General features: G+C 70.1%; 24 protein-coding genes and 2 pseudogenes. 13 read left to right on the top strand and 13 right to left on the bottom strand.

The genetic code is table 11. The features are described 5' to 3' along the window. Positions 1–83: 83 nt before the first annotated feature. From GLX30_RS14900 to GLX30_RS14890, 3 genes are read left to right on the top strand one after another with little or no spacing between them, the layout of a single operon-like run. On the top strand, positions 84–440 hold the full coding sequence (locus GLX30_RS14900) for a YciI family protein (RefSeq protein WP_159688497.1): 357 nt from the start codon (positions 84–86) through the stop codon (positions 438–440). Between the two features lie 50 nt (positions 441–490). Continuing rightward, positions 491–1,738, top strand: coding sequence for an RNA polymerase sigma factor (locus tag GLX30_RS14895; protein WP_159688495.1), 1,248 nt, complete (start codon positions 491–493; stop codon positions 1,736–1,738). A gap of 9 nt (positions 1,739–1,747) precedes the next feature. Next, positions 1,748–2,401: a hypothetical protein gene (locus GLX30_RS14890; RefSeq protein ID WP_159688492.1), complete on the top strand. Its 654-nt coding sequence runs from the start codon at positions 1,748–1,750 to the stop codon at positions 2,399–2,401. Between the two features lie 118 nt (positions 2,402–2,519). On the opposite strand, the gene GLX30_RS14885 is transcribed toward GLX30_RS14890, so the two are convergent. The 7 genes from GLX30_RS14885 to GLX30_RS14855 all read right to left on the bottom strand — a co-directional run bounded on the left by GLX30_RS14885 (position 2,520) and on the right by GLX30_RS14855 (position 7,863). Next, entirely contained in the window at positions 2,520–3,164 is a 645-nt protein-coding gene (locus GLX30_RS14885; RefSeq protein WP_159688490.1) for a contact-dependent growth inhibition system immunity protein, read from the bottom strand. 11 nt (positions 3,165–3,175) lie between these two features. After that, the gene (locus tag GLX30_RS14880) at positions 3,176–3,487 is read right to left on the bottom strand and encodes an RNase A-like domain-containing protein (RefSeq protein WP_159688488.1); all 312 of its coding nucleotides are present in this window, start codon (positions 3,485–3,487) and stop codon (positions 3,176–3,178) included. Then, a complete protein-coding gene (locus GLX30_RS14875; RefSeq protein WP_159688485.1) occupies positions 3,484–4,137 on the bottom strand; it encodes a hypothetical protein in 654 nt (217 codons plus the stop codon). Before GLX30_RS14875 ends, GLX30_RS14880 begins: the two co-directional genes overlap by 4 nt. A 14-nt stretch (positions 4,138–4,151) precedes the next feature. Then, entirely contained in the window at positions 4,152–5,873 is a 1,722-nt protein-coding gene (locus GLX30_RS14870; protein ID WP_159688483.1) for an RNase A-like domain-containing protein, read from the bottom strand. Next, the gene (locus tag GLX30_RS14865; RefSeq protein ID WP_037773978.1) at positions 5,873–6,172 is read right to left on the bottom strand and encodes a WXG100 family type VII secretion target; all 300 of its coding nucleotides are present in this window, start codon (positions 6,170–6,172) and stop codon (positions 5,873–5,875) included. The genes GLX30_RS14870 and GLX30_RS14865 overlap by 1 nt, the downstream gene beginning before the upstream one ends. A 26-nt stretch (positions 6,173–6,198) precedes the next feature. Then, a complete protein-coding gene (locus tag GLX30_RS14860) occupies positions 6,199–6,588 on the bottom strand; it encodes a WXG100 family type VII secretion target (RefSeq protein WP_159688480.1) in 390 nt (129 codons plus the stop codon). Between the two features lie 96 nt (positions 6,589–6,684). Next, complete coding sequence (locus GLX30_RS14855; RefSeq protein WP_208545426.1) at positions 6,685–7,863, bottom strand: SAM-dependent methyltransferase; 1,179 nt, start codon at positions 7,861–7,863, stop codon at positions 6,685–6,687. Positions 7,864–7,953: 90 nt separating this feature from the next. Here GLX30_RS14855 and GLX30_RS14850 point away from each other — a divergent pair. From GLX30_RS14850 to groL, 3 genes and pseudogenes are all read left to right on the top strand, one after another. Beyond that, positions 7,954–8,915: pseudogene (locus GLX30_RS14850) on the top strand (polysaccharide deacetylase family protein). A gap of 266 nt (positions 8,916–9,181) precedes the next feature. Next, the gene (gene groES, locus GLX30_RS14845) at positions 9,182–9,490 is read left to right on the top strand and encodes a co-chaperone GroES (RefSeq protein WP_005313390.1); all 309 of its coding nucleotides are present in this window, start codon (positions 9,182–9,184) and stop codon (positions 9,488–9,490) included. A 146-nt stretch (positions 9,491–9,636) separates the two neighbouring features. After that, positions 9,637–11,265 carry a chaperonin GroEL gene (groL, locus tag GLX30_RS14840; protein ID WP_005313388.1) on the top strand — a complete coding sequence of 543 codons (1,629 nt, stop codon included), beginning with the start codon at positions 9,637–9,639 and terminating at the stop codon, positions 11,263–11,265. An 83-nt stretch (positions 11,266–11,348) separates the two neighbouring features. Here groL and GLX30_RS14835 read toward each other — a convergent pair whose 3' ends face one another. The 3 genes from GLX30_RS14835 to GLX30_RS14825 form a co-directional block, all read right to left on the bottom strand. Beyond that, positions 11,349–12,041: an ester cyclase gene (locus GLX30_RS14835; RefSeq protein ID WP_159688474.1), complete on the bottom strand. Its 693-nt coding sequence runs from the start codon at positions 12,039–12,041 to the stop codon at positions 11,349–11,351. Positions 12,042–12,121: 80 nt separating this feature from the next. Next, the gene (locus tag GLX30_RS14830; RefSeq protein ID WP_159688471.1) at positions 12,122–12,895 is read right to left on the bottom strand and encodes an SDR family oxidoreductase; all 774 of its coding nucleotides are present in this window, start codon (positions 12,893–12,895) and stop codon (positions 12,122–12,124) included. A 134-nt stretch (positions 12,896–13,029) separates the two neighbouring features. Next, positions 13,030–13,737, bottom strand: a complete 708-nt coding sequence (locus tag GLX30_RS14825; protein ID WP_159688469.1) for an MOSC domain-containing protein — start codon at positions 13,735–13,737, stop codon at positions 13,030–13,032. 81 nt (positions 13,738–13,818) lie between these two features. Between GLX30_RS14825 and GLX30_RS14820 the strand changes: the two genes are divergently transcribed. After that, on the top strand, positions 13,819–14,715 hold the full coding sequence (locus tag GLX30_RS14820; RefSeq protein ID WP_159688466.1) for a LysR family transcriptional regulator: 897 nt from the start codon (positions 13,819–13,821) through the stop codon (positions 14,713–14,715). Between the two features lie 195 nt (positions 14,716–14,910). Here the strand turns inward: GLX30_RS14820 and GLX30_RS14815 are convergent, their stop codons facing one another. Beyond that, the gene (locus GLX30_RS14815) at positions 14,911–15,234 is read right to left on the bottom strand and encodes a WhiB family transcriptional regulator (RefSeq protein ID WP_159688463.1); all 324 of its coding nucleotides are present in this window, start codon (positions 15,232–15,234) and stop codon (positions 14,911–14,913) included. A 515-nt stretch (positions 15,235–15,749) separates the two neighbouring features. Here GLX30_RS14815 and GLX30_RS14810 point away from each other — a divergent pair. The 4 genes from GLX30_RS14810 to GLX30_RS14795 all read left to right on the top strand — a co-directional run bounded on the left by GLX30_RS14810 (position 15,750) and on the right by GLX30_RS14795 (position 20,042). Continuing rightward, the gene (locus GLX30_RS14810; protein ID WP_003948568.1) at positions 15,750–16,361 is read left to right on the top strand and encodes a response regulator transcription factor; all 612 of its coding nucleotides are present in this window, start codon (positions 15,750–15,752) and stop codon (positions 16,359–16,361) included. A gap of 221 nt (positions 16,362–16,582) precedes the next feature. After that, positions 16,583–17,170, top strand: coding sequence for a sigma-70 family RNA polymerase sigma factor (locus GLX30_RS14805; RefSeq protein WP_159688461.1), 588 nt, complete (start codon positions 16,583–16,585; stop codon positions 17,168–17,170). Between the two features lie 137 nt (positions 17,171–17,307). Then, a complete protein-coding gene (gene guaB / locus GLX30_RS14800) occupies positions 17,308–18,807 on the top strand; it encodes an IMP dehydrogenase (protein WP_159688458.1) in 1,500 nt (499 codons plus the stop codon). A 110-nt stretch (positions 18,808–18,917) separates the two neighbouring features. Further along, positions 18,918–20,042 carry a GuaB3 family IMP dehydrogenase-related protein gene (locus GLX30_RS14795; protein WP_159688456.1) on the top strand — a complete coding sequence of 375 codons (1,125 nt, stop codon included), beginning with the start codon at positions 18,918–18,920 and terminating at the stop codon, positions 20,040–20,042. Between the two features lie 70 nt (positions 20,043–20,112). Here the strand turns inward: GLX30_RS14795 and GLX30_RS14790 are convergent, their stop codons facing one another. Continuing rightward, on the bottom strand, positions 20,113–20,595 hold the full coding sequence (locus GLX30_RS14790; RefSeq protein WP_159688453.1) for a hypothetical protein: 483 nt from the start codon (positions 20,593–20,595) through the stop codon (positions 20,113–20,115). 134 nt (positions 20,596–20,729) lie between these two features. Beyond that, positions 20,730–21,949 (bottom strand): annotated as a pseudogene (locus GLX30_RS14785) (nucleotide sugar dehydrogenase). A gap of 271 nt (positions 21,950–22,220) precedes the next feature. On the opposite strand from GLX30_RS14785, the gene GLX30_RS14780 reads away from it, so the two are divergent. Both GLX30_RS14780 and GLX30_RS14775 read left to right on the top strand, forming a co-directional pair. After that, positions 22,221–23,927: a glycerol-3-phosphate dehydrogenase/oxidase gene (locus GLX30_RS14780; protein ID WP_159688450.1), complete on the top strand. Its 1,707-nt coding sequence runs from the start codon at positions 22,221–22,223 to the stop codon at positions 23,925–23,927. A 297-nt stretch (positions 23,928–24,224) separates the two neighbouring features. Continuing rightward, positions 24,225–26,732, top strand: a complete 2,508-nt coding sequence (locus GLX30_RS14775; protein ID WP_159688446.1) for a serine/threonine-protein kinase — start codon at positions 24,225–24,227, stop codon at positions 26,730–26,732. Positions 26,733–26,854: the final 122 nt, after the last annotated feature.

The raw sequence follows: 26,854 nt of genomic DNA, 5'->3' as shown, positions 1-26,854 counted from the left end.
GTGTGTCGATCGGCGTCCTGCCCGTTCGACGCATGGGTGAGAGGCGGGGAACGGCCCCGTACTCACGAACCGAGGAGTTCACCATGCCGCGCTTTCTGTCGATGATCCGCATCGAGGAGAACCAGATCCCCGAGGGTGAGTTCCCCGAGGGCTTCGACCAGCAGATGGGCGCCCTGCTGGAGGAGATGACCAAGGCGGGCGTCATGCTGGACACCGCCGGGCTCATGCCCACCTCCGACGGCACCCGCGTGAACTGGTCCGGGGGCACGATCTCCTACACCGACGGGCCCTTCACGGAGACCAAGGAGGTCGTCGGCGGCTACGCGATCGTCCAGTGCAAGGACAAGGCGGAGGCCCTCGAGTGGGCGAAGCGTTTCCTGGAGATCCACCCCGCGGAGTGGAGCATCACCTGCGAGGTCCGCGAGATCCAGGAGGGCTGACCGCGGGCCGTGCTTGCCCGCCGTTCCCCGCGCTGCTCTGATGGGTGGCCGTGACGGCAGCAAGCGCAGTGGAAGCGGTCTACAGGATCGAGTCGGCGCGGATCATCGCCGGTGTCGCCCGCATCGTGCGGGACGTGGGCATCGCGGAGGAGCTCGCGCAGGACGCTCTGGTCGCCGCGCTGGAGCAGTGGCCGGAGTCGGGCGTCCCGGACAGACCGGGAGCCTGGCTCATGGCCACCGCCAAGCATCGCGCGGTCGATCTCGTACGCCGCAAGGAGACGTACGCCCGCAAGCTGGCCGAGGTGGGGCGGGCCGTCGAGGACGTCGCGCCGCCGGTCGAGCCGGCGGACCCCGACGACATCGACGACGACCTGCTGCGGCTCATCTTCACCGCCTGCCATCCGGTGCTGTCCACCCAGGCCCGCATCGCGCTCACGCTCAAGCTCCTTGGGGGCCTGACGACGGAAGAGATCGCCCGCGCCTTCCTGACCGCCGAGTCGACCGTCGCCCAGCGCATCGTCCGCGCGAAGAGGTCACTGGCCCATGCGGGCGTCCCCTTCGAGGTGCCGTACGGCGCGGACCGCGCCGCCCGGCTCGGATCCGTGCTCGACGTCATCTACCTGATCTTCAACGAGGGTTACTCGGCCACCGCGGGCGACGACCTCGTCCGTCCGGCGCTGTGCGACGACGCGCTGCGGCTGTCCCGGGTGCTGGCCGGGCTGATGTCCGCCGAACCCGAGGTGCACGGCCTGAACGCCCTCCTGGAGATCCAGGCCTCCCGGATCCCGGCGCGCACCGGCCCCGGCGGGGAACCCGTACTGCTCGCCGACCAGACCCGCACCAGGTGGAACCGGCTGCTCATCCGCCGGGGCGTGGAGGCGCTCCACCGGGCGGGCGGCGGCCCGTACGGCCCGTACGCGTTGCAGGCCGCGATCGCCGCCTGCCACGCGCAGGCGGTGCGCTACGAGGACACGGACTGGGCGATGATCGCCACGCTGTACGGGCAGTTGGCGGCCGTGGCCCCGTCCCCGGTCGTGGAACTGAACCGGGCGGTCGCCGTCTCGATGGCGGAAGGACCGGCCGCCGGACTCGAGTTGGTCGACGCACTCGCCGACGAACCGGCCCTGAAGAACTACCACTTGCTGCCGAGCGTGCGGGGGGACCTGCTGGCCAGGCTCGGGCGCCCCGAAGAGGCACGGACGGAGTTCGAGCGGGCGGCCTCCCTGGCCCGTAACGCCCGTGAACGGGACCTGCTGCTGGAACGGGCGGCACGCTCCGCGCCGGAGACTGGTCGGTAACCTCGTCGTATGCCCCTACGTGCACTCCCGCCTCCGCCCCCGCCTGTCGAAATACGGGCATGGCCCGACCGGGAGGCCCTGCTGGCGGACCGGGCCAGGGCGATGGGTGAGCTCCTGGGCCTGAGCATCGGCCCGGTGCGGCTCCTGTTGCTGTGGCTGCCGGCGGCCGGGTTCGCGGTCGGGTGGACGATCTTCGGAGTGGCACTGCGGACGTTCGCCGAAGCGGTGAACGTCTTCAGCCGCCTCTTCGGCGTGATCGCGGGCGCCCTCGGTCTCGCGTTCATGATCCCGACCGGCCTGGTCATCGGCTTCGGCCTGGCCCGCGACGCCGAGGTGCGCGGGCGGCTGCGCTGCTGGAGCGCGCTGACCCGCGACCCGGCGCGCGATGCCCGCTACGGCGCACCGGGCCTGAGCCTGCTCTGGTTCCTGCCCTCGTTCCTGATGTGCGCGTACGGCCTGTGGCTCTCCTTCACGGTCCCGGCGGGCGCCCGCCCGGGCAAGGACACCCTGGCCGGTGTCACCCTGCTGATGGGCCTGGGCCTGATCCTGTGGATCACCGGCCTGATAGGCATCGCGAAGGCGGTGAGCCACTACCGCTGGGCGCTCCGGCTGGTGACACGGCACGAGGTTCCGGCCGAGGGGCGGGGCGGCGCGCACCGCTGAGCGGGCCGGAGCCAGGGGCGGCCGACGGCCTCAGCGGTGATGGCGGACCATATGGGCGTGGCCGAGGATCACGACGAGGCCCACCGGTGAACGCCCCCTCAGGGCGCAGACGGCATCGTCAGGCACGTCCCCGCAGCCGGCCGGCGAGTTCGGTGAGCCAGGCGCCGGGTGTGTAGGGGGCGGGTGGGTCGACTTCCATGCCGAGTTCGGTGAGGGCCAGCGCGTGGTCGGACTCGTCGAGCGGCAGGGTGAGCAGGTCGTGGAGTTCGCCGGTGAGTTGGGCGATGAGGCCGCTGTCGGTCGTGTCCAGGTAGTCCTGGAGCGCGGTGTCGTGGTCGTCGAACTCGTCGGGCATGTCCTGGGAGAACCAGCCGCCGAGGAACTGGGCGAGTTCGGGGAAGCGGGCGTGCCATTCCCAGCGGGTTCGGGGGGTGGCCGGGGGCGGGGCCTGGCCGGTGTCGACGCTTTCCTTGAGCCGGTCGGCCAGGCGGACGAGCCAGGCCTGGATCTCGGAGTCCGGGAGGCCGACGTCGGGTACGGGGTAGAACTCGCCGAGGCGCAGGCGGAGCCGGCCGGGCGGGTTGTCGGCGTAGGTGCGCAGTTGGTCCTCGGCGATGGGGATGGCCCAGGGGCGGGTGCGCCAGGTGTGGCGGAGGTAGGCGGTGAGGGGCTCGTCGTCGTCGGCCCGGTGGCCGGCGTAGGCGCGGACGACGTGGTCGAGCTCGCCGTACTTGCGGTCGTGTTCGCGTGGCTTCAGGGACACGGGTGCGGCCTTCAGAGGTAGATCGGGAAGGTGGCGTGGACGGTGAAGCCGTGCGGGCTGGTCTCGTCGCGCTTGAGGACCACGCGGGCCGCGCGGACGTCGACCGGGTCACGGCCGGCGAGCATCATCGCCTGGAGCAGGACGCGCCCGACCGGATCGGGGCGGGACGGCCAAACGGCCTCGATGGTCAGCCTCTGCCGGGTCGACTGGGCCAGCCAGCGGTGGATCGCCTGCTCGTTGGCGGTCACGACCTGCTGGGTCGCCCATCGGGCGGTCTCCCGGTCGGGATAGGTGGCGGCGCGGTTCTGAGTGACGGCTGTCATGAGTGCTCTCGTTGCATGTGATCGTTGACGGTGTCGATGAGCTCTCGGAGCCGGTCACGGTCGGCCCAGGAGAGGCGTGGCCTGAGTGCGTCCGGTCCGGGGAAAAGACAGAGGGCGCGCTGCGCCTCTGTCGAGTAGGCGGCCGCACGCTCGTGGCAGTACGGGTGCTCGTTGGTCAGCATCGACCGGACGATTTCTGGGAAGGGTCTGTCGCCCTCGTCCATAAGGATGGCGTCGAACCCGAACAGGTAGGGGAACGTCTGCAGGAATTCCTGGCCGCCCATGGGCAGTTCCGAGTATTCCGGGATCCCTTGGCGATCGAGGATCCGCACCAGTTCGGCCAGTGTGCGCAGATAATCGGCAGGCTCCATGTCATCCGCCGCCCGCGCGGCCACTTCCCGGAACCGCGGCGGGAACGGGCCGAGTCCGCCCGCCCGCTCGACGGAATCCGCGGCGAATTCGAGCACTCCCGCCGCCGCGTGGACCGAGCAGTTCCAGGTGGCGATCCAGTCGTTGCGGACGAGGCGGATGTATCGCTGAAGCTCTTCGTCCAGGGAGAGCTGCCCGCCCGACTCCTGTGCCGCGACGGCGATGTCGAGGAGCCGCACGGCCGGACCGTCGGAAAGCAGCGACACGGGCGACGGCTGCATGGGGTGCACCTCTCTCACGGGCCTTTGTGCGGCATCGCGGTGAGCACGATGAAGGGCGGCTCCAGCCCTTCCTTGTAGATCAGACGCACCTGGGCCCAGCTCTTGTCCTCGACCTTGGCATTCATGCCGTCCGCAGCATAGTCGTCACGCGAGACACTGCGGCCGGTGGTCTGACCTGGGAATTCCATGTAGAGGGGTGGCTGGATCTCCGACTTGTTCGGATCGTAGTTCGGGTTGTTCTGGATCTTCTTCTCCACGCTGTCTATCCAGTCCGCGATCCGGTTCTCGTTCGCGTCGTTCTGGAGCGTTGCCTGCGTGAAGCGCTGCGCCGACGCCAGGTCCGGGAAGGATGACGCGGCCGGAGCACCGGCCTGGTCCCGCAGCCGCATCCTGAGCTGGTCGTCGTCCAGACCGACGTGCTTGTCGATGGGATGGCTGCCGTAGAGCCCTTCCTGGTTCGCGAGGTCCATGGGGTAGTAGATGTTGTCGGGGTCCACCCCGGGAACCGTGAAGTGGTGCTGCGGCTTGAAGTCGTTGAGGGCGCGGGCGCCGAAGGCCTGTGCACGGGCGTCCTCCGACTTGAAGGTGGGCGCGCTGCGAAATGCCTCGTGCAGCGGTTCCATCAGGGCGTTCAGCTTCGGGACCAGGCCGTTCACCCGCGTGTTGTACGCCTCGACCACCCTGTTGATCGCCGCGGTGTCGATGTTCAGGGTGATTTCCAGGCTGAGCTCGGCCGCGCCTTTCGCGAGCCCCTTGAGGAAGCGCCCGGCGGCCTTGGCGCCCTCCTTGACGTCGCCGAGGTCCACGCCGTCGCTCAGGTCGATCTTGCCGACCGCCTCGCGCACGGCTTCCATATAGATGTCCCAGACCTTGCCGTTGAGATCCACGGCGGCTTCGGCGAACTCGTACAGCAGGTCGCTTACCTTCATGGCCGTGTCGAAGAGCACGGTCATCACGGGGTGGGTGGCGCCGGTGGTCGCCGATGCCGAGTCGTGCTTCCACTCGTACCCGGCCGTGGACGTGCCCCAGGCCGTCGTCCCCCACAGCGAGCTGCAGAACTGCCGCATCGCGTCGTGCCACTCGCTGTTGGTCTGCTGGGTGATGCTGCTGACCTGCCCGGTCAGGGCGCTCTCGGTGATCGAGAGCGACATCGTCATGTTCCGCCAGGCCTTGGACAGGTCGTTGAGGTAGTGCTGATGAGGGTACGGGTAGACATCCGCGACCTTGCCCCAGCGGAAGGCGTGCTTGAGGACCGGTCGGAAGGCATCGCGAAGGACCTCGGGAATGCACTCGAGAATGCTGCGCAGCCAACCGTCGCCACCGTCGTCGTCCCCCCACTTCAGATTGGGGACGGTCCCGTAGGCGGGGACGGTGTCGATCACCTGCGGAGGCGGCTGGACCACCGCCTTCTTCTTGCCGGTCGGATCTGCCGCCGCTTCGGCCTTGGAGTAGTTGTTGGCCGTGGTCGTGAATCCGACCGCGGCGCCGCCGATGCTGACGACACTCTTCGCCCAGACTTCGAGGAAGCGGTTGCCGACCTTGACGTAGGCGGAGGCGAACGCCTGCGCGGCGGTGCCGTAACCGCCCGCGTCGGGGTGCTTCTGCAGTTCGGTCAGCAGGTTCTTGGCCGCCTGGTTGTACATCGGCTGCTGGCCCGCGAAGCCCCCGGAGACGCGGAAGAGGTCCGAGGGCTTGACGTCTATGGTGCCGTTCTGTGGTGGAGGCGGGGTTCCCATCAGGCGGCTCCCCAGCCGCGCAGGACCGCGCGGTGGGCCTCTGCGTAGTTGGCGTGGCCGGTGGTGACGACCTCGTGGAGCCACGCCTGGGCGGCCTGGAGGTCCGCCATCTGCTTGTCCCACTGGTCGAGTTCTTCCACGAAGGCGTCGCGGGCGTCGCCCTTCCAGGTGAGGACGACCTTCTCGGTGCGGGTGTAGAGGTCTTCCAGGCGCAGGTTGAGCTGCTTGAGGATGTCCTCGAGTTCGCCGGCGGCTTCGCGCAGTGTGCTGAAGCTGACGCCGATGTAGTCGTCTGCCATGTGGTGCCCCCGTGGAATCGTGTGTGTCAGACGTCGAGGATGCGGCTGGCCGGTGTGAGGGGTGCGGTGCCCTCGGAGAGCTTGGCCGCTTCGAGGGCGGCGTCGACGCCGCTTTCGGCCTGGCGCATCCGGCGCAAAGTGTCCAGTTCCTGGTCGGTGAAGCCGTCCCGGCTCATCCGCATGGCCTGTTCGAGGACCTTGAGGATCTCCCGGATGCGTACGGCGTCCTCGGCCGCCCCTTGGTGCAGGGCCCGGTAGCCCTTGGCCGCCTCGCCCTTCCAGCCGGCCTCGATGCGGTCGACGACCGCGTCCATCCGCCGCACCTGGTTGTCCAGGTGGCGCTGCATGTCGTCGAGGTCGCCGGCGAGTCTGGTCAGGTCGTCGTCGGAGACGTCGAGATGGGCTTTGTCGACCATGGTTCCCCCTCCACGCGGTCGATGAAATCTCTTGAACCGTAACAACGCCCGCTGACAGCACAGACTTTGCAAAGGCAGAGGCGAATGTGATGTCCGCTACACCGGCCGGCCGATCAGCGTCGTCGGCGCGCCCGCCACCCGCGTCAGGAAGACCGTCGCCGCGTTCGGGCCCTGCGGCTTCACCTTACGGCGGACCTCTTCCGGTTCGACCGCTGAGCCGCGTTTCTTCACGGTGAGGTTGCCGACTCCACGTTCCCGCAGCAGCGCCTTCAACCTCTTGAGATTGAAAGGGAGTTCGTCGGTGATCTCGTACGCCGCCGCATACGGGGTCGGGCGCAGTTCGTCCGAGGTGATGTATGCGATCGTCTCGTCGAGAAGACCGCCCGACACGTCCTGGGCGACCTCCGCGACCAGGTGGGCGCGGATCGCGGCCCCGTCGGGCTCGTACAGGTAGCGGCCGACCGGGCGGACCGGCGGGTTCGGCAGTCCGCGGCCGGTCAGGGTGTGCGGGCCGGGCAGGAGGGTGGCGCGGACGGCGGACGGGGCCGTGCCGAACCAGAGCACCGCCTCCTTGACGTCGCCGCCGTCCGAGATCCACTCCGCCTCGGCGTCCTCGGGGACCGCCTCGTGGGGGATGCCCGGGGCGACCTTCAGGGCCGCGTGGGGGCGGGTGCGGGCCGCGCCGATCGCCCAGGACAGAGGCGGCGAGTACGCCTCCGGATCGAAGATGCGGCCACGCCCGCCGCGGCGGGCCGGGTCGGCGAAGACCGCGTCGTACGGGGAGGTGTCGACGTCCGTGACGTCCGTGCAGCGGACCTCGACCAGAGCGGACAGGCCCAGCGCTTCGACGTTCGCACGTGCGACTTCCGCCGTGAGCGGGTCGCGGTCGACGGCCAGGACCGAGATGCCCGCCCGGGCCAGGGCGATCGCGTCGCCGCCGATGCCGCTGCACAGGTCGGCGACGCTGCGCACTCCGAGCGCGGCCAACCGCGCGGCCCGGTGGTCCGCGACCGAGCGGCGGGTGGACTGCTCGACGCCGTTCGGGGTGAAGAACATCCGGCGGGCGTCCTCCGCGCCGAACTTCACCGCCGCCCGCTGCCGCAGCCGCGCCTGCCCCAGCGCCGCCGAGACCAGGGCCGCCGGGTGCTCCCGGCGGAGGCGGGTGGCGACGGCCAGTTCACGGGCGGGGTCGTAGGAGGCCAGCGAGGCCAGCAGTGCTTCGCCCTCCTCGGTGCGCAGTGCGGTGAAGGCGGCGAGCGGATCGAGGTCGTTCACCGGGCCATTGTGGGCCAGGTGGGGGATGGTGCGCTCATGGCGGCGGTGTCGGCCCGGTGAGCGGGCGGCGCGCTGACAGGATGCGTCGCCATGCAGCTAGTACGACAAAAAGGAAAACTAGGAGCGTATCGGGTCCGCGCGGCCCTTGCCTCGCTCGTTGTCGCCGCGCTCGGCTCCGGCTGCGCGGCCGAGGGGCCGCCCAAGGCCCCGGCCCCGCCCGGCCCGCCGCCGAGAAGGAAGCAGGGCAGGGGTCACAGGCCCCGAAGCCGGATGCCCGGAAGGCCCGCGAGGTCGCCGGCGGCGGACCGGCGCACCGGGAGAAGGCTGCGCTCGCCCAGAAGGCCCGCGCCGCCGCCGCGAAGAAGTGGGGGCTCGAGCAGGTGCCGCTCGCGGCGCCACCGCCGCCCGCCGTCAAGCCTCGGATCACCACCCGCAAGGGGTTCGAGGTGTCGGGCGGGGAGGGGCTGCCGCCCGTGTTCACCACCGTCCCGACGAAGGAGAAGATCGTCTTCCTGACGATCGACGACGGCGCGGAGAAGGACCCGGAACTGTTGCGAATGATGTCCGACCTGCGGATCCCGTACAGCGCCTTCCTGAGTGACTACGTCATCAGCGACGACTACGGCTACTTCGAGAAGATGAGGGACAGCGGCGTGGCGCTGCACAACCACACGCTCAACCACCCTTATCTGCCCGGCCTTTCCTATGCCGAGCAGAAGCGTGAGATCTGCGGCCAGCAGGACAAGCTGAAGAAGCGGTACGGGAGCCGCCCCCGGCTGATGCGCCCGCCGTACGGGAACTACAACAAGGACACCCTGCGTGTCGCCAAGAAGTGCGGGATCGATGCCGTGCCGCTGTGGGCCTCGGAGGCGTTTCCCGACCACATGGAGTGGCGCGAGTGGGACCGGGACCTGCACCCGGGCGACATCATCCTCACGCACTTCCGCGGCGAGGAGGAGTGGAAGGGCAGCATGCCGGATGTGATCCGGCGGGTGATGCGGACGATCACGGGGAAGGGGTACGCCGTGGCCAAGCTGGAGGACTACGTCTGAGCCGAGGGCCGGGCGGCCGAGCTCCGGGGCGTGGCCGGGAGGCGCGGGCCGTTGCCGGGCCACCGTCCGAATCAGGACGCCACGCGGTCTCGCATTGGCACTCCGCTTGACCGAGTGCTAATCGCAGTCATAGTCTCGGCTCTGGCACTCACCAAGTGAGAGTGCCAACACAGCGACGGGCAGGTCCGGCACCCGCGACGACGGATCCACCTGGTCGCCACCTCAGATCAGTTAACCCCGTGATCTCCGAAGGGGGAGGTCGGATCGTGACGACCGCCAGCTCCAAGGTTGCCATCAAGCCGCTCGAGGACCGCATTGTGGTCCAGCCGCTCGACGCCGAGCAGACCACGGCCTCTGGCCTGGTTATTCCGGACACCGCCAAGGAGAAGCCCCAGGAGGGCGTCGTCCTGGCCGTGGGCCCGGGCCGCTTCGAGAACGGCGAGCGCCTGCCGCTCGACGTGAAGACCGGCGACATCGTGCTGTACAGCAAGTACGGCGGCACCGAAGTGAAGTACAGCGGCGAGGAGTACCTCGTCCTCTCGGCCCGCGACGTGCTCGCGATCGTCGAGAAGTAGAAAGCAGGGGCGCGCTCGGGGGTCATCGACCCCTGGGACTCCGCGCCAGTTCTGCCTCGAGCTGCGCCCCTGGCCACCCCGCTGATGCCGGGCGGCGAGGGGCGCAGTTCTTTGAACACGAAATCCGAGAGGGCTGAACCGCTCCCATGGCGAAGATCCTGAAGTTCGACGAGGACGCCCGTCGCGCCCTCGAGCGCGGCGTCAACAAGCTTGCCGACACGGTCAAGGTGACGATCGGCCCCCGTGGCCGCAACGTCGTCATCGACAAGAAGTTCGGCGCTCCCACCATCACCAACGACGGCGTCACCATCGCCCGCGAGGTCGAGATCGAGGACCCGTACGAGAACCTGGGCGCCCAGCTGGTGAAGGAGGTGGCGACCAAGACCAACGACATCGCGGGTGACGGTACGACCACCGCCACCGTGCTGGCCCAGGCGCTGGTCCGCGAGGGTCTGCGCAACGTCGCCGCCGGCGCCTCCCCGGCCGCCCTGAAGAAGGGCATCGACGCCGCGGTCAAGGCCGTGTCCGAGGAGCTCCTCGCGACCGCCCGCCCGATCGAGGACAAGGCCGACATCGCCGCCGTGGCCGCGCTCTCCGCGCAGGACCAGCAGGTCGGCGAGCTCATCGCCGAGGCGATGGACAAGGTCGGCAAGGACGGTGTCATCACCGTCGAGGAGTCCAACACCTTCGGTCTGGAGCTCGACTTCACCGAGGGCATGGCCTTCGACAAGGGCTACCTGTCCCCGTACATGGTGACCGACCAGGAGCGTATGGAGGCCGTCCTCGACGACCCGTACATCCTGATCCACCAGGGCAAGATCACCTCCATCCAGGACATGCTGCCGCTGCTGGAGAAGGTCATCCAGGCCGGTGGCTCCAAGCCGCTGCTGATCATCGCCGAGGATGTCGAGGGCGAGGCGCTCTCCACCCTGGTCGTGAACAAGATCCGCGGCACCTTCAACGCGGTGGCCGTCAAGGCCCCCGGCTTCGGCGACCGCCGCAAGGCGATGCTCGGCGACATGGCCACCCTCACGGGTGCCACCGTCATCGCCGAAGAGGTCGGCCTCAAGCTCGACCAGGCCGGTCTGGACGTGCTGGGCACCGCCCGCCGCGTGACGATCACCAAGGACGACACCACGATCGTCGACGGTGGCGGCAAGAGCGAGGACGTCGCGGGCCGCGTCAACCAGATCAAGGCCGAGATCGAGTCCACCGACTCCGACTGGGACCGCGAGAAGCTCCAGGAGCGCCTCGCGAAGCTGGCCGGCGGCGTGTGCGTGATCAAGGTCGGCGCCGCCACCGAGGTGGAGCTGAAGGAGAAGAAGCACCGTCTCGAGGACGCCATCTCCGCGACCCGCGCCGCGGTCGAGGAGGGCATCGTCTCCGGTGGTGGCTCCGCGCTCGTCCACGCCGTGAAGGTGCTCGAGGGCAACCTGGGCAAGGAGGGCGACGAGGCCACCGGTGTCGCCGTCGTCCGCCGCGCCGCCGTCGAGCCGCTTCGCTGGATCGCCGAGAACGCCGGCCTCGAGGGCTACGTCATCACCGCCAAGGTGGCCGAGCTCGAGGCGGGTCAGGGCTTCAACGCCGCGACCGGCGAGTACGGCGACCTGGTCAAGGCCGGCGTCATCGACCCGGTCAAGGTCACGCGCTCCGCTCTGGAGAACGCCGCGTCCATCGCCTCCCTGCTGCTCACGACCGAGACCCTGGTCGTCGAGAAGCCGGCCGAGGACGAGGGCGACGCGGGTCACGGCCACGGTCACGGCCACAGCCACTGACGCGACAAGCGCCGAGAAGGCCCCCGTCCCCGCAGCGCGCGGGGACGGGGGCCTTCCCCGTTGCCGCCCCGTAGCAGTGCGGCCTACAGTGCGCCGAGCTGGCGCATCAGCCGCATCATGTCCATGTGCCACCAGCCTTCCTTGATCTTCCCGTCCTCGAACCGGAAGATCGTCGTGCCGGTCGTGGTGCACTGCTCTCCCGTCGCCGGGATGCCCTGGAACTCCGCCTTGTGCCGGCCGCTGAAGGTCCACAGCGTCACGACGTCGTCCCCTTGGGTGATCTGCCGGTCGAGCTCGAAGGTGAGGTCGAAGGCGCCGCGCCACATGGTGAGGTCCCGGCGTATGACCTCCATGCCGACCTCGGTGTCCTCCTCGTTGGCGATGTCGTGGTCGATGTAGTCGTCGGCGAAGACCTCGCCGACGGCGTCCAGGTTGCCGCCGGCCGCGATCTCGTGGAAGAAGCGGCGGGCCGTTGCGGCGTTGAGCTGTTCCTCACGGACCACGTCGAGGTCGGTGAACGAGGGCATGCCGTCGCAGAGGGCCACCATCTCCTGAAACATCTTGTCCGTCTCCGGGAGATGCGAGTTCTTCATCGCCTCCTCGTACGAGGGGAACTCGACGATGTCGACGTAGTGGTTGCTGTCGCTGCGGTCCTTGCCCGTGACGGCGTGGCCGGTGGTCCGCTTGCCTTGGGTCTGCTCGACCCACTTGTCCATGACCGCGTTCACGTCGTCGAACCTGGCGGTCTTGTAGTCGATGATCTGCATGAACTTCATGGCGTCTCCCGAGCCGCTGCGGCCCCCGATGGGATACGTTCCATTTTAGTGACGCAGATCACATGCCGTGCGGTCTGCGGCTACTGCGGCCCGTACTTCCGTCCCGTCTTCGACGTGAGCCCGCCCAGCAGTCCGCGCGGCGTCAGCTTCACGACGCCCATCAGCGCCTTGTAGCGGGGGTCGGGGATGGAGAGGGACTTCCCCTTGGCCAGGTCCGAGAGCGCCGACGCCACCAGTTTGTCGGCGTCCAGCCACATCCAGCCCGGAATGTTGTCCGTGCCCATGCCGGCCCGCTGGTGGAACTCGGTCCGTACGAATCCCGGGCACAGCGCCATCAGCCGCACCCCCGATCCCGCCATGTCCCTGGCGGCGCCCTGCGTGAACTGCACGACCCACGCCTTGGAGGCGCCGTACGTGCCACGGGGCACGAAGGCCGCGACCGACGCCACGTTCACCACGCCGCCCCGGCCGCGTTCCCGCATCGGCCCCGCCGCTGCCGCGGTCAGCCGCAGCACCGCCTCGCAATGCACCTTCAGCATGGTCAGCTCGTCGGCCATGGAGACTTCGAGGAACCGGCCCTTGTTCCCGAAGCCCGCGTTGTTGACCAGCAGATCGACGGAGTGCTTGCGGTCGGCCAGGCGCTCCTCGACCGCGCCGATCCCGTCCTCCCCCGACAGGTCGGCAGTCAGCACCTCCGCCTCGATGCCGTGCCGGTCGTGCAGTTCGGTGGCCTGTTCCTGCAGCCGCTCGGTGTCCCGGGCCACGAGCACCAGGTTGTGGCCATCGGCCGCGAGCCGCCGCGCGAAGGCGGCGCCGATGCCCGCGGTCGCTCCCGTGATCAGTGCAGTCGTCATAGTCGGCACGTTAATGCCCCGCGTGTGGGTGCGGCGCGGGGGCCTTCCCTGACCACTGCTGTCCTCGGCCGCGAACTGCCCGAAGCCCCGGGCCGGTTCCGTTTCCCGGCGCCCCCACGCCGCCCGCCGGGCGCTCAGGCGGCGCCGGCGTCCGGGACGGGGCCGGGACCGGCCGCCGTTCCGTACTTCGCGACGTACGCGCGGGCGTTCTTCAGCAGTTCGCTGTGCAGGGCGTCACCTGCCGCGAGGACCAGGGGCAGCAGGTCGCGCTCGGTCGTCTCCGCCCGGAACGCCATCTCCACGGTCACCTCGTGCTCCGGCCGGTGCACCACCTCCACCGGGTCGCCGGCGCGGATCTCGCCCGGCTCGACGACCCGCAGATATGCACCGGAGACGCCGTTCCGTGTGAAACGCCTGACCCAGCCCTTCTCGCCGAGCCGGCCCGCGAAGGTACGGCACGGGACACGCCCCGAGGTGACCTCGAGCACCACGGAATCGCCGATGCGCCACCGCTCGCCGATCCTGGCCCCGGTGACGTCGACGCCCATGGTGGTGAGGTTCTCGCCGAATACGCCGTTGGGGAGCGGGCGACCCAACTCGTGTTCCCAGGTGTCGAGATCCTCACGGGCGAAGGCGTACACGGCCTGGTCGCTCCCGCCGTGGTGGCGCAGATCGCAGACCGCGTCCCCCGACAGCCCGCTGCCGCCCTGCCCCTTTGGGCCCGGGTCCGTCACCCGGACTGGCCCTTCCGCCGGGCGCTTGTCGATTCCGGTCATGCCGCCGGGTGCATCGGTGTAATCGGCCGCCTTGGGACGGCCGACGTTCACGGTCAGAAGCTTCATGCCTCGCACGCTAACCGACTTCGCCTCAAAGCAACCGGCAGTTGATCGCCTGTCCCTCCAAGCATCCCTTATGCTTGAAGGGTGATCGAAGCCCGCCACCTCCGTGTCCTGCGCGCCGTCGCCACCACCGGCTCGTTCTCCGCGGCCGCCCGCGAACTGGGGTGCACCCAGCCCGCGGTCAGCCAGCAGATGAAGGCGCTCGAAAGCTCCGCCGGGACCCCGCTGCTGATCCGCACCGGCCGCGAGATGCGCCTGACCCAGGCGGGCGAGGCGCTCGTACGCCATGCTTCCGGCATTCTCGCCGGGCTCACCGCGGCGGAGGAGGAAGTGGCGGCGATCGCCGGGCTCCGGGCCGGCCGGGTGCGTCTCGTCTCGTTCCCCAGCGGTAGTTCCACGCTCGTGCCCACGGCCCTCGCCGCCCTGCGCGCGGCCCACCCCGGCACCCGGGTCTCGCTCGTCGACGCCGAGCCGCCGCGCTCGGTGGAGATGCTCCGCGACGGTGACTGCGACGTGGCGCTCGCCTTCCGTTACGACACGGCAGGGGCCGAGTCGGAGTGGGACGACCTCGTCGTCCGGCCGCTGCTCGTCGACCGGCTCGTGGGGCTGGTGCCCGACGGTCACCGCCTCGCCGAGGCGGGCAAGGTGGCCATCGGCGACCTCGCGGAGGAGTCGTGGATCGCAGGCTGCCCACGCTGCCGGCGGCAGCTGGTGGAAGTGTGCGAGGGCGCGGGCTTCACCCCATGCATCGACTTCGCCACGGACGACTACCCTGCGGTGATCGGACTGGTGGGCGCGGGGCTCGGCGTGGCCGTGCTGCCCGAACTGGCGCTGGAGTCGGTACGGCCCAAGGGAGCCAGGCGGGTGACCGTCGAGCCGTCCGTCCACCGCGAGGTCGTCGCCCTGACGCTGCCCGACCTGGCCCATGTCCCGGCCGTCTCGGCGACGTTGTCCCAGCTCACCCTCGCGGCGTCCCGCTGAGCATCCGAGGCGGCCGCGGATCCACGGCGTCGGCGGCGAAGGCTGTGTTCACTGTATGCGTCCTGCGTGGCGGCCGTCGGCCCCCGTCGGGGGCCGGGACGCCGGAACAACTGCCTGTGCACGGGGCCGGATTGCCGGTAGGGGAGCAGGCGAAGTGCAGGAACGTTTCTTCGGTTCGTGTGCGCGACGCTGTCTTCAGCCGCGAGCCACACCCCCCGCGCTCGTGGCGGGGATCAGCCGGTGGCGTGCTCGCCCCATGAGTTCCTCGCGCTCGTCCTCGGTCAGTCCGCCCCAGACGCCGTAGGGCTCGCGCACGGCCAGTGCGTGCGCCGCGCACTCGGCCCGTACCGGACACCGCATGCAGACCTCCTTCGCCGAGTTCTCGCGAGCGCTTCGCGCCGCGCCGCGCTCACCTTCGGGATGGAAGAAGAGCGAGCTGTCGACCCCACGGCATGCCGCGAGGAGCTGCCAGTCCCACAGATCGGCGTTGGGTCCGGGAAGGCGAGAGAAATCTGCCATGGCGCATGTCCCCTTGAAACCGTGCTGGGTGGATACAGGACCAGGTCGGAAACGGGCGGGACGCCGACCGGACGTGCGCCGGATCCGGCACCAGCACCGTGCCAACGACCGTACATCTGCTGTGTAAGTAGATGTAAATATGACTCATTGCGAATCTAGCCATAGACACCGGAAAAAGGGAAGAAAAGCCGCTGAATGGGGCAGGGGCCCTCATCCGATGAGCACGAGTGCTCCGGCCACGAGCCGTGAAACCTCCGCCTTGCCCCGTGCCGCACCGCCGGACCCACCGTCGCCCGGAGAACCGGTGCTCACGCATGCCGGGCGGCCCGCTCACAGAGCGTGCCGAAGTGCTGCGTGCGACCCGTAACTCTTTCGAGTGACCGTCGTTGAGAGGGCGGAGGCGGTTGAAAGAACAAGCTCTCGGGCACATGTCCGAGTGCGTTCAACCGCACAGGTGAAGAAACGTATCCAGCCTGGAGGCTCAAGGTGACGCGCATCAGCTGCGGAGGGCGGCCATGACATCCGTCCTCGTCTGCGACGACTCCCCGCTTGCCCGAGAGGCGCTTCGCCGCGCGGTCGCGACCGTGCCCGGCGTCGAGCGCGTGACGACCGCGGCCAACGGCGAGGAAGTCCTCCGCCGCTGGGGTGCCGATCGTTCGGACCTGATTCTGATGGACGTACGCATGCCCGGTCTGGGCGGGGTGGAGACGGTGCGCCGGCTGCTCTCCGCGGACCCCGGCGCCCGGATCATCATGCTGACCGTGGCCGAGGACCTCGACGGCGTCGCGCTCGCGGTCGCCGCCGGGGCCCGCGGCTATCTGCACAAGGACGCCTCGCGTGCCGAGCTGCGCGCGACCGTCACCCAGGCGCTCGCCGACCCCACGTGGCGGCTCGCCCCGCGCCGGCTCCGTTCGGCCGAGATGGGGGCCGCTCCCACGCTCACCGCGCGTGAGATCCAGGTCCTCGAAGGCATGAGCCACGGCCGGTCCAACGCGGAGATCGGGCGTGAGCTCTTCCTCTCGGAGGACACGGTGAAGACGCACGCCAGGCGGCTGTTCAAGAAGCTCGGCGCCTCCGACCGGGCGCATGCGGTGGCCCTCGGATTCCGCTGGGGCCTGGTCCGCTGAGGACCGTACGAACGGGACGGTGCGGGGGTTACGGATGCCGGAGGGCATCCGTTTCCCGCGCGATGCCGCATCCTTGAGGTGTGGAGTTCCTCGGGGACGAGTCGGTCGAGCGGGAGGGGAGGGCGCAGGGGATGAGTTCCGGCGCACCTGCTCATAACGCTTCGGTGCATAACACAGGACGCAGTGCCACGGACGGCGGCGGGCCAGGGCACCATGGACCGATGCGTGACGACGAGGCGGCGACCGGCCAAGGAGCCATCGGTGCGCTCGTGCACCGTGCCGTCGACGGCGACGAGCAGGCGACGCACGACCTGCTGGCGCACGTCCACCCCCTCGCGCTGCGTTTCTGCCGCTCGCGGCTCAGCCGGCTGCCCGGTGACGCTCGTCACTTCGTCGAGGACCTGGCGCAGGAAGTCTGCGTCGCGGTGCTGATGGCGCTGCCGCGCTACAAGGACACCGGACGGCCTTTCGAGGCCTTCGTCTTCGCCATCGCCTCCCACAAGGTCGCCGATCTGCAGCGGGCCGCGATGCGCCACCCGGGTTCGACGGCCGTGCCGTCCGACGAGATGCCGGAGCGGCCCGACGACTCGCTCGGCCCCGAGGAGCGGGCGCTGCTCAGCGACGACGCGGAGTGGGCCAAGAGGCTGCTCGCCAATCTTCCGGAGAACCAGCGCGAGCTGCTTGTGTTGCGGGTCGCCGTCGGGCTGACCGCGGAGGAGACCGGGCAGATGCTGGGGATGTCCCCGGGCGCGGTCCGGGTTGCCCAGCACCGCGCGCTCAGCAGGCTGCGCGCGCTGGCGGAGCAGTGAACCGTCCACCGGTCGTCTGCGTATGACTGTGGTGTGAACGTACAAAGCTGCTCGACGATCTTGATCGTGGAATGAGACGGCTGCTCGGGCCGTTAGCATGGACATCCGCACCGATCAAGGCCATTGGGGAAGGTGTCATGACCAACGTCGACGGAGTGCCCGAGAAATTCGCGACACTCGGGCTGACCTACGACGATGTGCTTCTGCTGCCTGGTGCGTCGGAAGTGCTTCCTAACGCAGTCGACACCTCGTCCCGTGTCTCCAGGAACGTCCGGGTGAACATCCCGCTGCTCTCGGCGGCGATGGACAAGGTCACCGAGTCCCGCATGGCGATCGCGATGGCGCGCCAGGGCGGCGTGGGTGTGCTGCACCGCAACCTGTCCATCGAGGACCAGGTGAACCAGGTCGACCTGGTGAAGCGTTCCGAGTCCGGCATGGTGACCGACCCGATCACGGTGCACCCGGACGCCACGCTCGCCGAGGCCGACGCCCTGTGTGCCAAGTTCCGTATCAGCGGTGTGCCGGTCACGGACGCCGCGGGCAAGCTGCTCGGCATCGTCACCAATCGTGACATGGCCTTCGAGACGGTCCGCACGCGCCAGGTACGCGAGGTCATGACCCCGATGCCGCTGGTCACGGGCAGGGTCGGCATCTCGGGCGTCGACGCCATGGAGCTGCTGCGCCGCCACAAGATCGAGAAGCTTCCGCTGGTCGACGATGCCGGCATCCTCAAGGGCCTCATCACGGTCAAGGACTTCGTCAAGGCCGAGCAGTACCCGAACGCGGCGAAGGACGCCGAGGGCCGTCTGCTCGTCGGCGCGGCCGTCGGTGCGAGCCCGGAGGCGCTGGAGCGGGCGCAGGCGCTGGCCGGCGCCGGCGTCGACTTCCTGATCGTCGACACCTCGCACGGACACAACAGCAACGCCCTCAACTGGATGGCGAAGATCAAGTCGAGCGTCCCCGTCGACGTCATCGGCGGCAACGTGGCGACGCGTGACGGCGCCCAGGCCCTGATCGACGCGGGTGTGGACGGCGTCAAGGTCGGCGTCGGACCCGGTTCCATCTGCACCACCCGTGTGGTCGCCGGCATCGGTGTCCCGCAGGTCACCGCGATCTACGAGGCGGCGCTGGCGTGCCGCGCCGCGGGCGTCCCGGTGATCGGCGACGGCGGCCTGCAGTACTCCGGAGACATCGGCAAGGCGCTCGCGGCCGGTGCCGACACGGTGATGCTGGGCAGCCTTCTCGCGGGCTGCGAGGAGTCCCCCGGTGAGCTGCTCTTCATCAACGGCAAGCAATTCAAGTCGTACCGGGGCATGGGCTCGCTCGGTGCGATGCAGTCCCGTGGCCAGGGCCGTTCGTACTCCAAGGACCGCTACTTCCAGGCCGAGGTTGCCTCCGACGACAAGCTCGTCCCCGAGGGCATCGAGGGCCAGGTGCCCTACCGCGGTCCGCTCGCGGCCGTGCTGCACCAGCTGGTCGGCGGCCTGCGCCAGACCATGGGCTACGTCGGAGCGGCCTCCGTCGACGAGATGGAGAGCAAGGGCCGCTTCGTGCGGATCACCTCGGCGGGGCTCAAGGAGAGCCACCCGCACGACATCCAGATGACGGTCGAGGCGCCGAACTACAGCAGGAAGTAGTCCCGCACATGTCAAGGGGCGGTCCCGGGGGTTGCCGGGGCCGCCCTTCATGTGTGCGTCGGGGATACTGGTAGGGCCCAGGCGCAGATGCAGAAGGAAAGGCCACACACGTGACTGAGATCGAGATCGGGCGCGGCAAGCGCGGCCGCCGGGCGTACGCGTTCGATGACATCGCCGTCGTACCGAGCCGGCGCACGCGGGACCCGAAGGAGGTCTCGATCGCCTGGCAGATCGACGCCTACCGCTTCGAGCTGCCCTTCCTGGCCGCTCCGATGGACTCCGTGGTCTCCCCGCAGACCGCCATCCGCATCGGCGAGATGGGCGGCCTGGGCGTTCTGAACCTCGAGGGCCTGTGGACCCGCTACGACGACCCGCAGCCGCTGCTCGACGAGATCGCCGAGATGGACGAGGCCAACGCCACGCGCCGGCTCCAGGAGATCTACTCCGCCCCCATCAGGGAGGAGCTGATCGGCCAGCGCATCAAGGAGGTGCGCGACGCAGGAGTCGTGACCGCCGCCGCGCTCTCCCCGCAGCGCACCGCGCAGTTCTCGAAGGCCGTGGTCGACGCGGGCGTCGACATCTTCGTCATCCGCGGTACGACGGTCTCCGCGGAGCACGTCTCCGGCGCCGCTGAGCCGCTGAACCTGAAGCAGTTCATCTACGAGCTCGACGTGCCGGTCATCGTCGGCGGCTGCGCCACGTACACGGCCGCGCTGCACCTCATGCGGACCGGCGCTGCGGGCGTCCTCGTCGGCTTCGGCGGCGGAGCCGCGCACACCACCCGGAACGTGCTGGGCATCCAGGTGCCGATGGCGACCGCCGTCGCGGACGTCGCCGCGGCCCGCCGGGACTACATGGACGAGTCGGGCGGCCGGTACGTCCACGTCATCGCGGACGGCGGCGTCGGCTGGTCCGGCGACCTGCCGAAGGCGATCGCCTGCGGTGCGGACGCCGTGATGATCGGCTCCCCGCTGGCCCGCGCGACCGACGCGCCGGGCAAGGGCCGCCACTGGGGCATGGAGGCCGTCCACGAGGACGTGCCGCGCGGCAAGTTGGTGGACCTGGGCATCGTGGGCACCACCGAGGAGGTCCTCACCGGTCCCTCGCACACCCCCGACGGCTCGATGAACTTCTTCGGCGCGCTGCGCAGGGCGATGGCCACGACGGGCTACAGCGAGCTCAAGGAGTTCCAGCGTGTCGAGGTGACGGTGGCGGATTCGCAGCACCGCCGCTGACCCGCTGTTCGCACACATGGGAAGGGCCCGGCACCTCGGTGCCGGGCCCTTCCCATGTGCCGGGTGCGCGTCAGGCGTTGGCCTTCTTGGCGCCGGCGAACGCGGTGACGGCGGCGATGGCCAGGAAGACGTACGTCATGCCCTCCGCGGCCTCCTTCCACACCTTCGTCAGGTCGCCGAAGTGCTGGAAGAAGATCTCGCCGAACGAGCCGCCCATGTCGCTGAGGATCAGCGCGATACCGACCAACTGGCCCAGGTACACGGCGCCGACGCCGAGCACGGCGCTCACGACGGCCAGCACCGGGCTCGGGCCGCCGGCCTTGGCCGCGGCGAATCCGATGAGGAAGCCGACGGCGACGGCCGCGTAGCCGATCTCCGCGTCGACGGCCTTGGCGAGGGCACCGTAGATTCCCGCCGTGACCAGCGCTGTCACGATGGCGGCGACAATGCCGAGGCCGAGGTTGTTGCGGACCGGGGCCGGCGGCGGCGCGGGTGCGAACTGGTCGCCACCGGCGAACGGGTTGCCGGACGGCGGCGGGACGGGCTGGCTCATGCTGGGATTCCCCCTGGGATCAACGGCGTCGCACGAGCGTGCGAGCGGCGGTCCCGGAGACTAGCAGTCCGGTAGGACGGAACGGCACTCGGTTATGGGACCGTTGCACGGCCGTACCGGACCCTGAGAAGGCGTCAGAGGCGGTGTGCCGCCCCGGCCGGAGTCGCCCCCCTTGTGTCGAGCAGGAGTTGGGCCTTGACCGCCAGCCCCTGGAGGTCGTACGTGCGGTGGTGCTGGACCAGGACCGTCAGGTCCGCCGCGGCGGCCGCCTCGTAGAGGGAGTCGGCGCGGGGACGGGGACCTGGTCCATGCGCCAGTCGGGGACGTAGGGTCGTGGTAGCTCACGGACGCGCCCAGGTCCGTCAGGCGGCGGGCGATCTCGGTGGCCGGCGAGCCCTGCTGGTCGGCGAGGTCCGGCTTGTAGGTGACGCCGAGGAGCAGGACGCGGGCGCCACGGGCCGACTTGCCGTGTTCGTTGAGGAGGGTGGCGCAGCGGCGGACCACGTACTGCGGCATCCGCGAGTTGATCTCCTGCGCGAGGCCCACCATGCGCAGCGGGCGGCAGGGGTGGGGCCGGGGTCGAGGGGACGCCGTGGCCGCCGACGCCGGGGCCGGGGCGGAAGGCCTGGAAGCCGAAGGGCTTGGTCTCCGCGCAGCGGATGACGTCCCAGAGATCGATGCCGAGGTCGTGGCAGAGCACGGCCATCTCGTTGACGAGGGCGATGTTGACGTGCCGGAAGTTCGTCTCGAGGACCTTGACCGTCTCGGCCTCGCGCAGACCGCGGGCGCGGACCACCTTGTCGGTCAGACGGGCGTAGAAGGCGGCCGCGGACTCGGTGCAGGCGGGGGTGAGGCCGCCGATGACCTTCGGTGTGTTGGCGTAGCCGTGTGTGCGCCGGCCGGGGTCGGTGCGGCTGGGGGAGTAGGCCAGGTGGAAGTCCCGTCCGGCCCGCAGCCCGGAGCCCTCTTCGAGGAGCGGACGGAGGAAGCCCTCGGTGGTGCCGGGCTCGACCGCGGATTCCAGCAGGACGGTGGTGTGCGGTCGCAGCCGGGACGCGAGCGCCCGGGCGGCGTCGGCGAGCGGGGTGAGGTCCAGTGTGCCGTCGGCGCCCATGGGCGTGGGCGCACAGATGACGGCGGTGCGTACCCGGCCGAGTTCGGCCGGGTCGGTGACAGTGCGGAAGCCGCCGGAGAGCATGCGCCGGATGTCGGCGGGCGTCACTCCGGCGGCGGGCTCCGCGATCTGGCGGGGGTCGGGGTCGTAGCCGATGGTGTCGATGCCTGACGCCACGGCGGCCTGGGCGAGCGGCAGACCGAGGTGTCCGAGTCCGATGACGGCGAGATCTGCGGGCATGGCTGTGGCCGTCCTTCCCGTAGCCGAAGGGGACAGTGAGCGCAAGCCCTGTGGGCGGAACGGGCAGGCGCAATGTCAGACTAGGCGTAAATATGACCGTTCTGCCGGATTGTGGGCTCCTGGTCGAGCGAGTGTTATCCACAGGCGGTGGCTGAAGTCGGCGAGTACGGACAGAATCGACGGTGTGAGTCCGACTTTGTGAGTCCGGCATTGCGGGTTCGACGTTGTGAGACCGACCGCAGGAAATACACGGGGGCGACGGGAGGCAACAGTGAGGACAGCGACACTGGGACCCGCGGAGCGCGCCGAAGCGCTCGCCGGGATGGCCGAGCGCGAACTGGACGTGCTGGTGGTGGGCGCCGGCGTGGTCGGAGCGGGCACCGCGCTCGATGCCGCGACACGAGGGCTGTCGACCGGGCTGGTGGAGGCGCGTGACTGGGCTTCCGGCACGTCGAGCAGGTCGAGCAAACTGATCCACGGCGGACTGCGCTATCTGGAAATGCTCGACTTCGCCCTGGTGAGGGAGGCACTCAAGGAACGCGGTCTGCTGCTCGAGCGGCTCGCCCCGCATCTGGTCAAGCCGGTGCCGTTCCTCTATCCGCTTCAGCACAAGGGATGGGAGCGGCTGTACGCGGGCTCCGGTGTCGCGCTGTACGACGCGATGTCGGTGTCCTCGGGACACGGGCGGGGGCTGCCCGTCCACCGGCACCTCTCCCGCCGACGGGCCCTGCGGGTCGCTCCCGCGCTGAAGAAGGACGCCCTCGTCGGCGCCCTGCAGTACTACGACGCCCAGATGGACGACGCCCGCTTCGTGACGACTCTGGTGCGGACCGCCGCGAGCTACGGCGCCCAAGTCGCCAGCCGGGCGCGGGTGGTCGGCTTCCTGCGGGAGGGCGAGCGGGTCGTCGGCGCCCGGGTGCTCGATGTCGAAGGGGGCGGGGAGTACGAGGTCCGGGCCCGCCAGATCGTCAATGCCACCGGGGTGTGGACGGACGACACGCAGGCGCTGATCGGGGAGCGCGGACAGTTCCATGTGCGCGCCTCCAAGGGCATCCACCTCGTGGTGCCGAAGGACCGGATCCACTCCACGACCGGGCTGATCCTGCGCACGGAGAAGTCCGTGCTGTTCGTCATCCCCTGGGGACGGCACTGGATCGTGGGCACCACCGACACCGGGTGGGACCTACACAAGGCGCACCCGGCGGCCTCCAGCGCCGACATCGACTATCTGCTGGAGCACGTCAATTCGGTACTCGCCGTGCCGCTCACCCGGGACGACGTGGAGGGGGTCTACGCCGGGCTGCGGCCCCTGCTCGCCGGCGAGTCGGACGCCACCAGCAAGCTGTCGCGCGAGCACACGGTGGCGCACCCCGTACCCGGGCTCGTCGTCGTGGCCGGCGGCAAGTACACGACGTACCGGGTGATGGCCAAGGACGCCGTGGACGCGGCGGTGCACGGTCTCGACCAGCGGGTGGCCGCCTGCGTCACGGAGGACACGCCGCTGCTCGGCGCCGAGGGGTACCGCGCCCTCTGGAACGCCAGGGCGAGGATCGCCGAGCGGACGGGTCTTCATGTGGTGCGCATCGAGCACCTGTTGAACCGCTACGGCGCCATGGCGGAGGAACTGCTCGCCCTGATCGCGGAGGACCAGACGCTCGGTGACCCCCTGGGTGGCGCGGACGACTATCTGCGGGCCGAGATCGTCTACGCCGCGTCGCACGAGGGCGCTCGCCATCTCGACGACGTGCTGACCCGGCGCACCCGTATCTCGATCGAGACCTTCGACCGGGGGACCCGCAGCGCACGCGAGTGCGCCGAGTTGTTGGCCCCGGTGCTGGGCTGGGAGAAGGCGCAGATCGAGAAGGAGATCGAGCACTACGAGAAGAGGGTGGAGGCGGAACGGGAGTCGCAGCGTCAGCCGGATGACCAGACGGCGGACGCGGCGCGGCTGGGTGCGCCGGAGATCGTGCCGCTCTGATCGGGCCCTGATCCCGTCAGGTCGTCTCTGATGGCCCGTCGCCCGGGGAAATCGGGATCGTGGCGGGGGGCGGTGACCACGTCCGTGCATGCTCCCGACCAGTGCGGGGGGTGGACTTCACTCCATGTGATGGCATGGTGGGTGGCGGATTCGGGTGCGCCGCCTACGCCACTGGGTGGACCCGGACGACGTACCGGTCCTGGGGTGAGGGACAATGGGCGCTCTGCCAGGGCGGGTTACCGCATCGCGCGGAAAGCGGCAGGCGCGGGCGAAGATCAGGGATCGCAGAGGGGACGCATGTCGGAGGCTGAGCAGTCGCGGAAGCCCCAGCGGGGGGCCGGCTTCGCCGGCGAGGATGCGGACTCTGCCGCGGGCGCGGGGGCCGGTTCCGCCGGCGGGGACGAGGGTTCTGCCGCCGGCGCGGCGGACCCGAAGACCGCCGAAGCGGACGCGGCCCCTGCAATCAAGGACGCCGTCCCGGAGGTCAAGGACGCGGCCCCTGAGGACAAGAGCGAGGACGGCGACGTCACAGCGGGCGCCGCGGGCCCGGGCGTCTCCGGCGCGGTCGAGGCCGACGAGGCCGATGAGGCCGACACGGCGGCGGGCGGGGCCTCTGCCGAGGCGAAAGGCACTCACAAGCCCGGCCCCGCCACCGGAGGCGCGGCCGTGACGCCTGCTCAGGCCGGTGCGCAGAAGGATGTGCAGGGCGATTCCTCCGCGGACACGAAGTCTGCCGCCGCCGAGGACGCGAAGCCGCTGTCCATCACGAAGGCCGGGACGCGCCCCGCGGAGCCGGCCGCCAAGGCGGCCACCGGTGCGAGCGCCGGCAAGTCCGCCGGGTCGCCCGCCGACGGCGACAGGAGCGCGGGCTCGCAGGCCGCTGCGGCGAAGTCCGCCCCGGCGGACCGGACCGAACGTGCCGCGGGCGCGGGTGCGCCGGTTTCCAAGGGGCGCGGCGCCACCGGTTCCGAGGGCCGCCTGCTCGCCGGGCGTTACCGTCTCGGCGGCGTCCTCGGGCGCGGCGGCATGGGCACGGTGTGGCGCGCGGTCGACGAGACCCTCGGCCGTACCGTCGCCGTCAAGGAACTCCGCTTCCCGGGCAGCGTCGACGACGACGAGAAGCGACGGCTCATCACGCGCACGCTGCGCGAGGCCAAGGCGATCGCCCGCATCCGCAACAACAGCGCCGTGACCGTCTACGACGTCGTCGACGAGGACGACCGCCCATGGATCGTGATGGAGCTCGTCGAGGGCAAGTCCCTGGCCGAGGTCGTACGGGAGGACGGCGTCCTCACGCCCCGCCGGGCGGCCGAGGTCGGTCTGGCGATCCTCGACGTGCTGCGCTCCGCGCACCGCGAGGGCATCCTGCACCGTGACGTGAAGCCGTCCAACGTGCTCATCGGCCGTGACGGCCGCGTCGTGCTCACCGACTTCGGTATCGCGCAGGTCGAGGGCGACCCGTCGATCACCTCGACCGGCATGCTCGTCGGAGCCCCGTCGTACATCTCGCCCGAGCGCGCCCGCGGCCACAAGCCCGGTCCGGCGGCCGACCTCTGGTCGCTCGGCGGCCTGCTCTACGCGAGCGTCGAGGGCTGCCCGCCGTACGACAAGGGCTCGGCGATCGCGACGCTGACCGCAGTGATGACCGAGCCGCTCGACCCGCCGAAGAACGCGGGTCCGCTGGAGGAGGTCATCTACGGCCTGCTCGCCAAGGACCCCGCCCAGCGGCTGGACGACGCCGGTGCCCGCGCCCTGCTGACCCAGGTGGTGAACGCGCCTGAGGCACCGGTGCTCCCCGCGGAGCCCGAGCCGTCGCCCGAGGCGACCCGCGCCATCAGGCTGCCGTCCGTACCTCCCGTCCTCCCGGCGCCGAAGGACCCTGCCGCCGACCGGGTCCGTGGCGCGCTGCGTTCCGTGCGCAACGCGGCCGCCGCCGTGAAGACGGAGTCGAAGCCGCACCCCGCGCCGGGCGCACCCGCCCGGCGGGCCGCACCGGTGCGCGCACCGCTCAGCGACGTGGTGCCCCGCCGCACGCTGGTGATCATCGCTGCCGTGGCCCTGCTCGTCGTGCTGTCCACCGTGCTGGTCTTCGTCCTCGGTGACGACGACCCCGGGAAGCGGACCAAGGGCAAGGACGAGACCGCCGCTTCGGCCGGCTCCACCGCCGGTGGCGGAGAGGACAAGGCCACCGGTGGCGCGGGCGGCGACGCGAGCCCCGACAACGGTGACGACACCGGCAAGGACACCGGCAAGGAGGAGGACGGCGGGCAGGGCGGTGGCACCGGCAACCCCGACGGCCCGCCGTCGGGCGACCCCAAGGGCGACGACTCCGCGGGCGGCGACACGCTGCCGGCCGGGTACGTGATGGTCTCCAACGACCGCTGGCACTTCACCATGGCCATGCCCGCGAACTTCAAGCTCACCGGTGTGGCCGGTCAGAACTCGGGCGGCAAGTTCAGCGTCGACGGCGGAGTCCCGCGTGTCCAGGTCGACTTCAACAACAGCCCCAAGGACGACGCTGCGGCCGCATGGGCGGCCGCGGTCGCCGGTGTGAGCGCAACGAGCAACGGCTACAAGCACCTCGGGATAGGGACGGTCGAGTACAACGGCTATCCGACCGTCGCGGACTGGCAGTTCGAGCGCAACGAGAACGGCCAGCGGGTACGTATTCTGAACAGGGGCTTCAAGGTCGACGCCAGGCGCGGCTACTCGATCATGATCACGTGCAAGGCGAGCGAGTGGCGCAGCAAGGAGTGCGAGACGCTGCGCAGGACGGCGTTCGCCACGTTCAGCCCCAAGGACTGACCCAGGACACGTATCGTGAGAACCCGCGGACGGTACGCAGCGACAAGAGGCCGGTGAGCGACCGGATCTGACGGCTTCTTGCGTTGTTTCTGCACCGGCCGGGGACAGCGCGCTCGGGGAGG

The organism is Streptomyces sp. Tu 2975 (assembly GCF_009832925.1).
GTDB lineage: Bacteria > Actinomycetota > Actinomycetes > Streptomycetales > Streptomycetaceae > Streptomyces.
Note: the sequence above shows the minus strand (reverse complement) of the source record. Positions and strands in the feature narration are given on the sequence as shown.

Excerpts from the sequence above, each read along its gene's own strand:
- GLX30_RS14880 (WP_159688488.1), bottom strand. The coding sequence starts at position 3,487 with ATGACAGCCGTCACTCAGAACCGCGCCGCCACCTATCCCGACCGGGAG.
- GLX30_RS14825 (WP_159688469.1), bottom strand. The coding sequence starts at position 13,737 with ATGAAGCTTCTGACCGTGAACGTCGGCCGTCCCAAGGCGGCCGATTAC.
- GLX30_RS14835 (WP_159688474.1), bottom strand. The coding sequence starts at position 12,041 with ATGAAGTTCATGCAGATCATCGACTACAAGACCGCCAGGTTCGACGAC.
- GLX30_RS14830 (WP_159688471.1), bottom strand. The coding sequence starts at position 12,895 with ATGACGACTGCACTGATCACGGGAGCGACCGCGGGCATCGGCGCCGCC.
- GLX30_RS14805 (WP_159688461.1), top strand. The coding sequence starts at position 16,583 with ATGCGTGACGACGAGGCGGCGACCGGCCAAGGAGCCATCGGTGCGCTC.
- guaB (WP_159688458.1), top strand. The coding sequence starts at position 17,308 with ATGACCAACGTCGACGGAGTGCCCGAGAAATTCGCGACACTCGGGCTG.
- GLX30_RS14790 (WP_159688453.1), bottom strand. The coding sequence starts at position 20,595 with ATGAGCCAGCCCGTCCCGCCGCCGTCCGGCAACCCGTTCGCCGGTGGC.
- groL (WP_005313388.1), top strand. The coding sequence starts at position 9,637 with ATGGCGAAGATCCTGAAGTTCGACGAGGACGCCCGTCGCGCCCTCGAG.
- GLX30_RS14815 (WP_159688463.1), bottom strand. The coding sequence starts at position 15,234 with ATGGCAGATTTCTCTCGCCTTCCCGGACCCAACGCCGATCTGTGGGAC.
- GLX30_RS14860 (WP_159688480.1), bottom strand. The coding sequence starts at position 6,588 with ATGGTCGACAAAGCCCATCTCGACGTCTCCGACGACGACCTGACCAGA.
- GLX30_RS14900 (WP_159688497.1), top strand. The coding sequence starts at position 84 with ATGCCGCGCTTTCTGTCGATGATCCGCATCGAGGAGAACCAGATCCCC.
- GLX30_RS14890 (WP_159688492.1), top strand. The coding sequence starts at position 1,748 with ATGCCCCTACGTGCACTCCCGCCTCCGCCCCCGCCTGTCGAAATACGG.
- GLX30_RS14810 (WP_003948568.1), top strand. The coding sequence starts at position 15,750 with ATGACATCCGTCCTCGTCTGCGACGACTCCCCGCTTGCCCGAGAGGCG.
- GLX30_RS14870 (WP_159688483.1), bottom strand. The coding sequence starts at position 5,873 with ATGGGAACCCCGCCTCCACCACAGAACGGCACCATAGACGTCAAGCCC.
- GLX30_RS14865 (WP_037773978.1), bottom strand. The coding sequence starts at position 6,172 with ATGGCAGACGACTACATCGGCGTCAGCTTCAGCACACTGCGCGAAGCC.
- GLX30_RS14875 (WP_159688485.1), bottom strand. The coding sequence starts at position 4,137 with ATGCAGCCGTCGCCCGTGTCGCTGCTTTCCGACGGTCCGGCCGTGCGG.
- GLX30_RS14775 (WP_159688446.1), top strand. The coding sequence starts at position 24,225 with ATGTCGGAGGCTGAGCAGTCGCGGAAGCCCCAGCGGGGGGCCGGCTTC.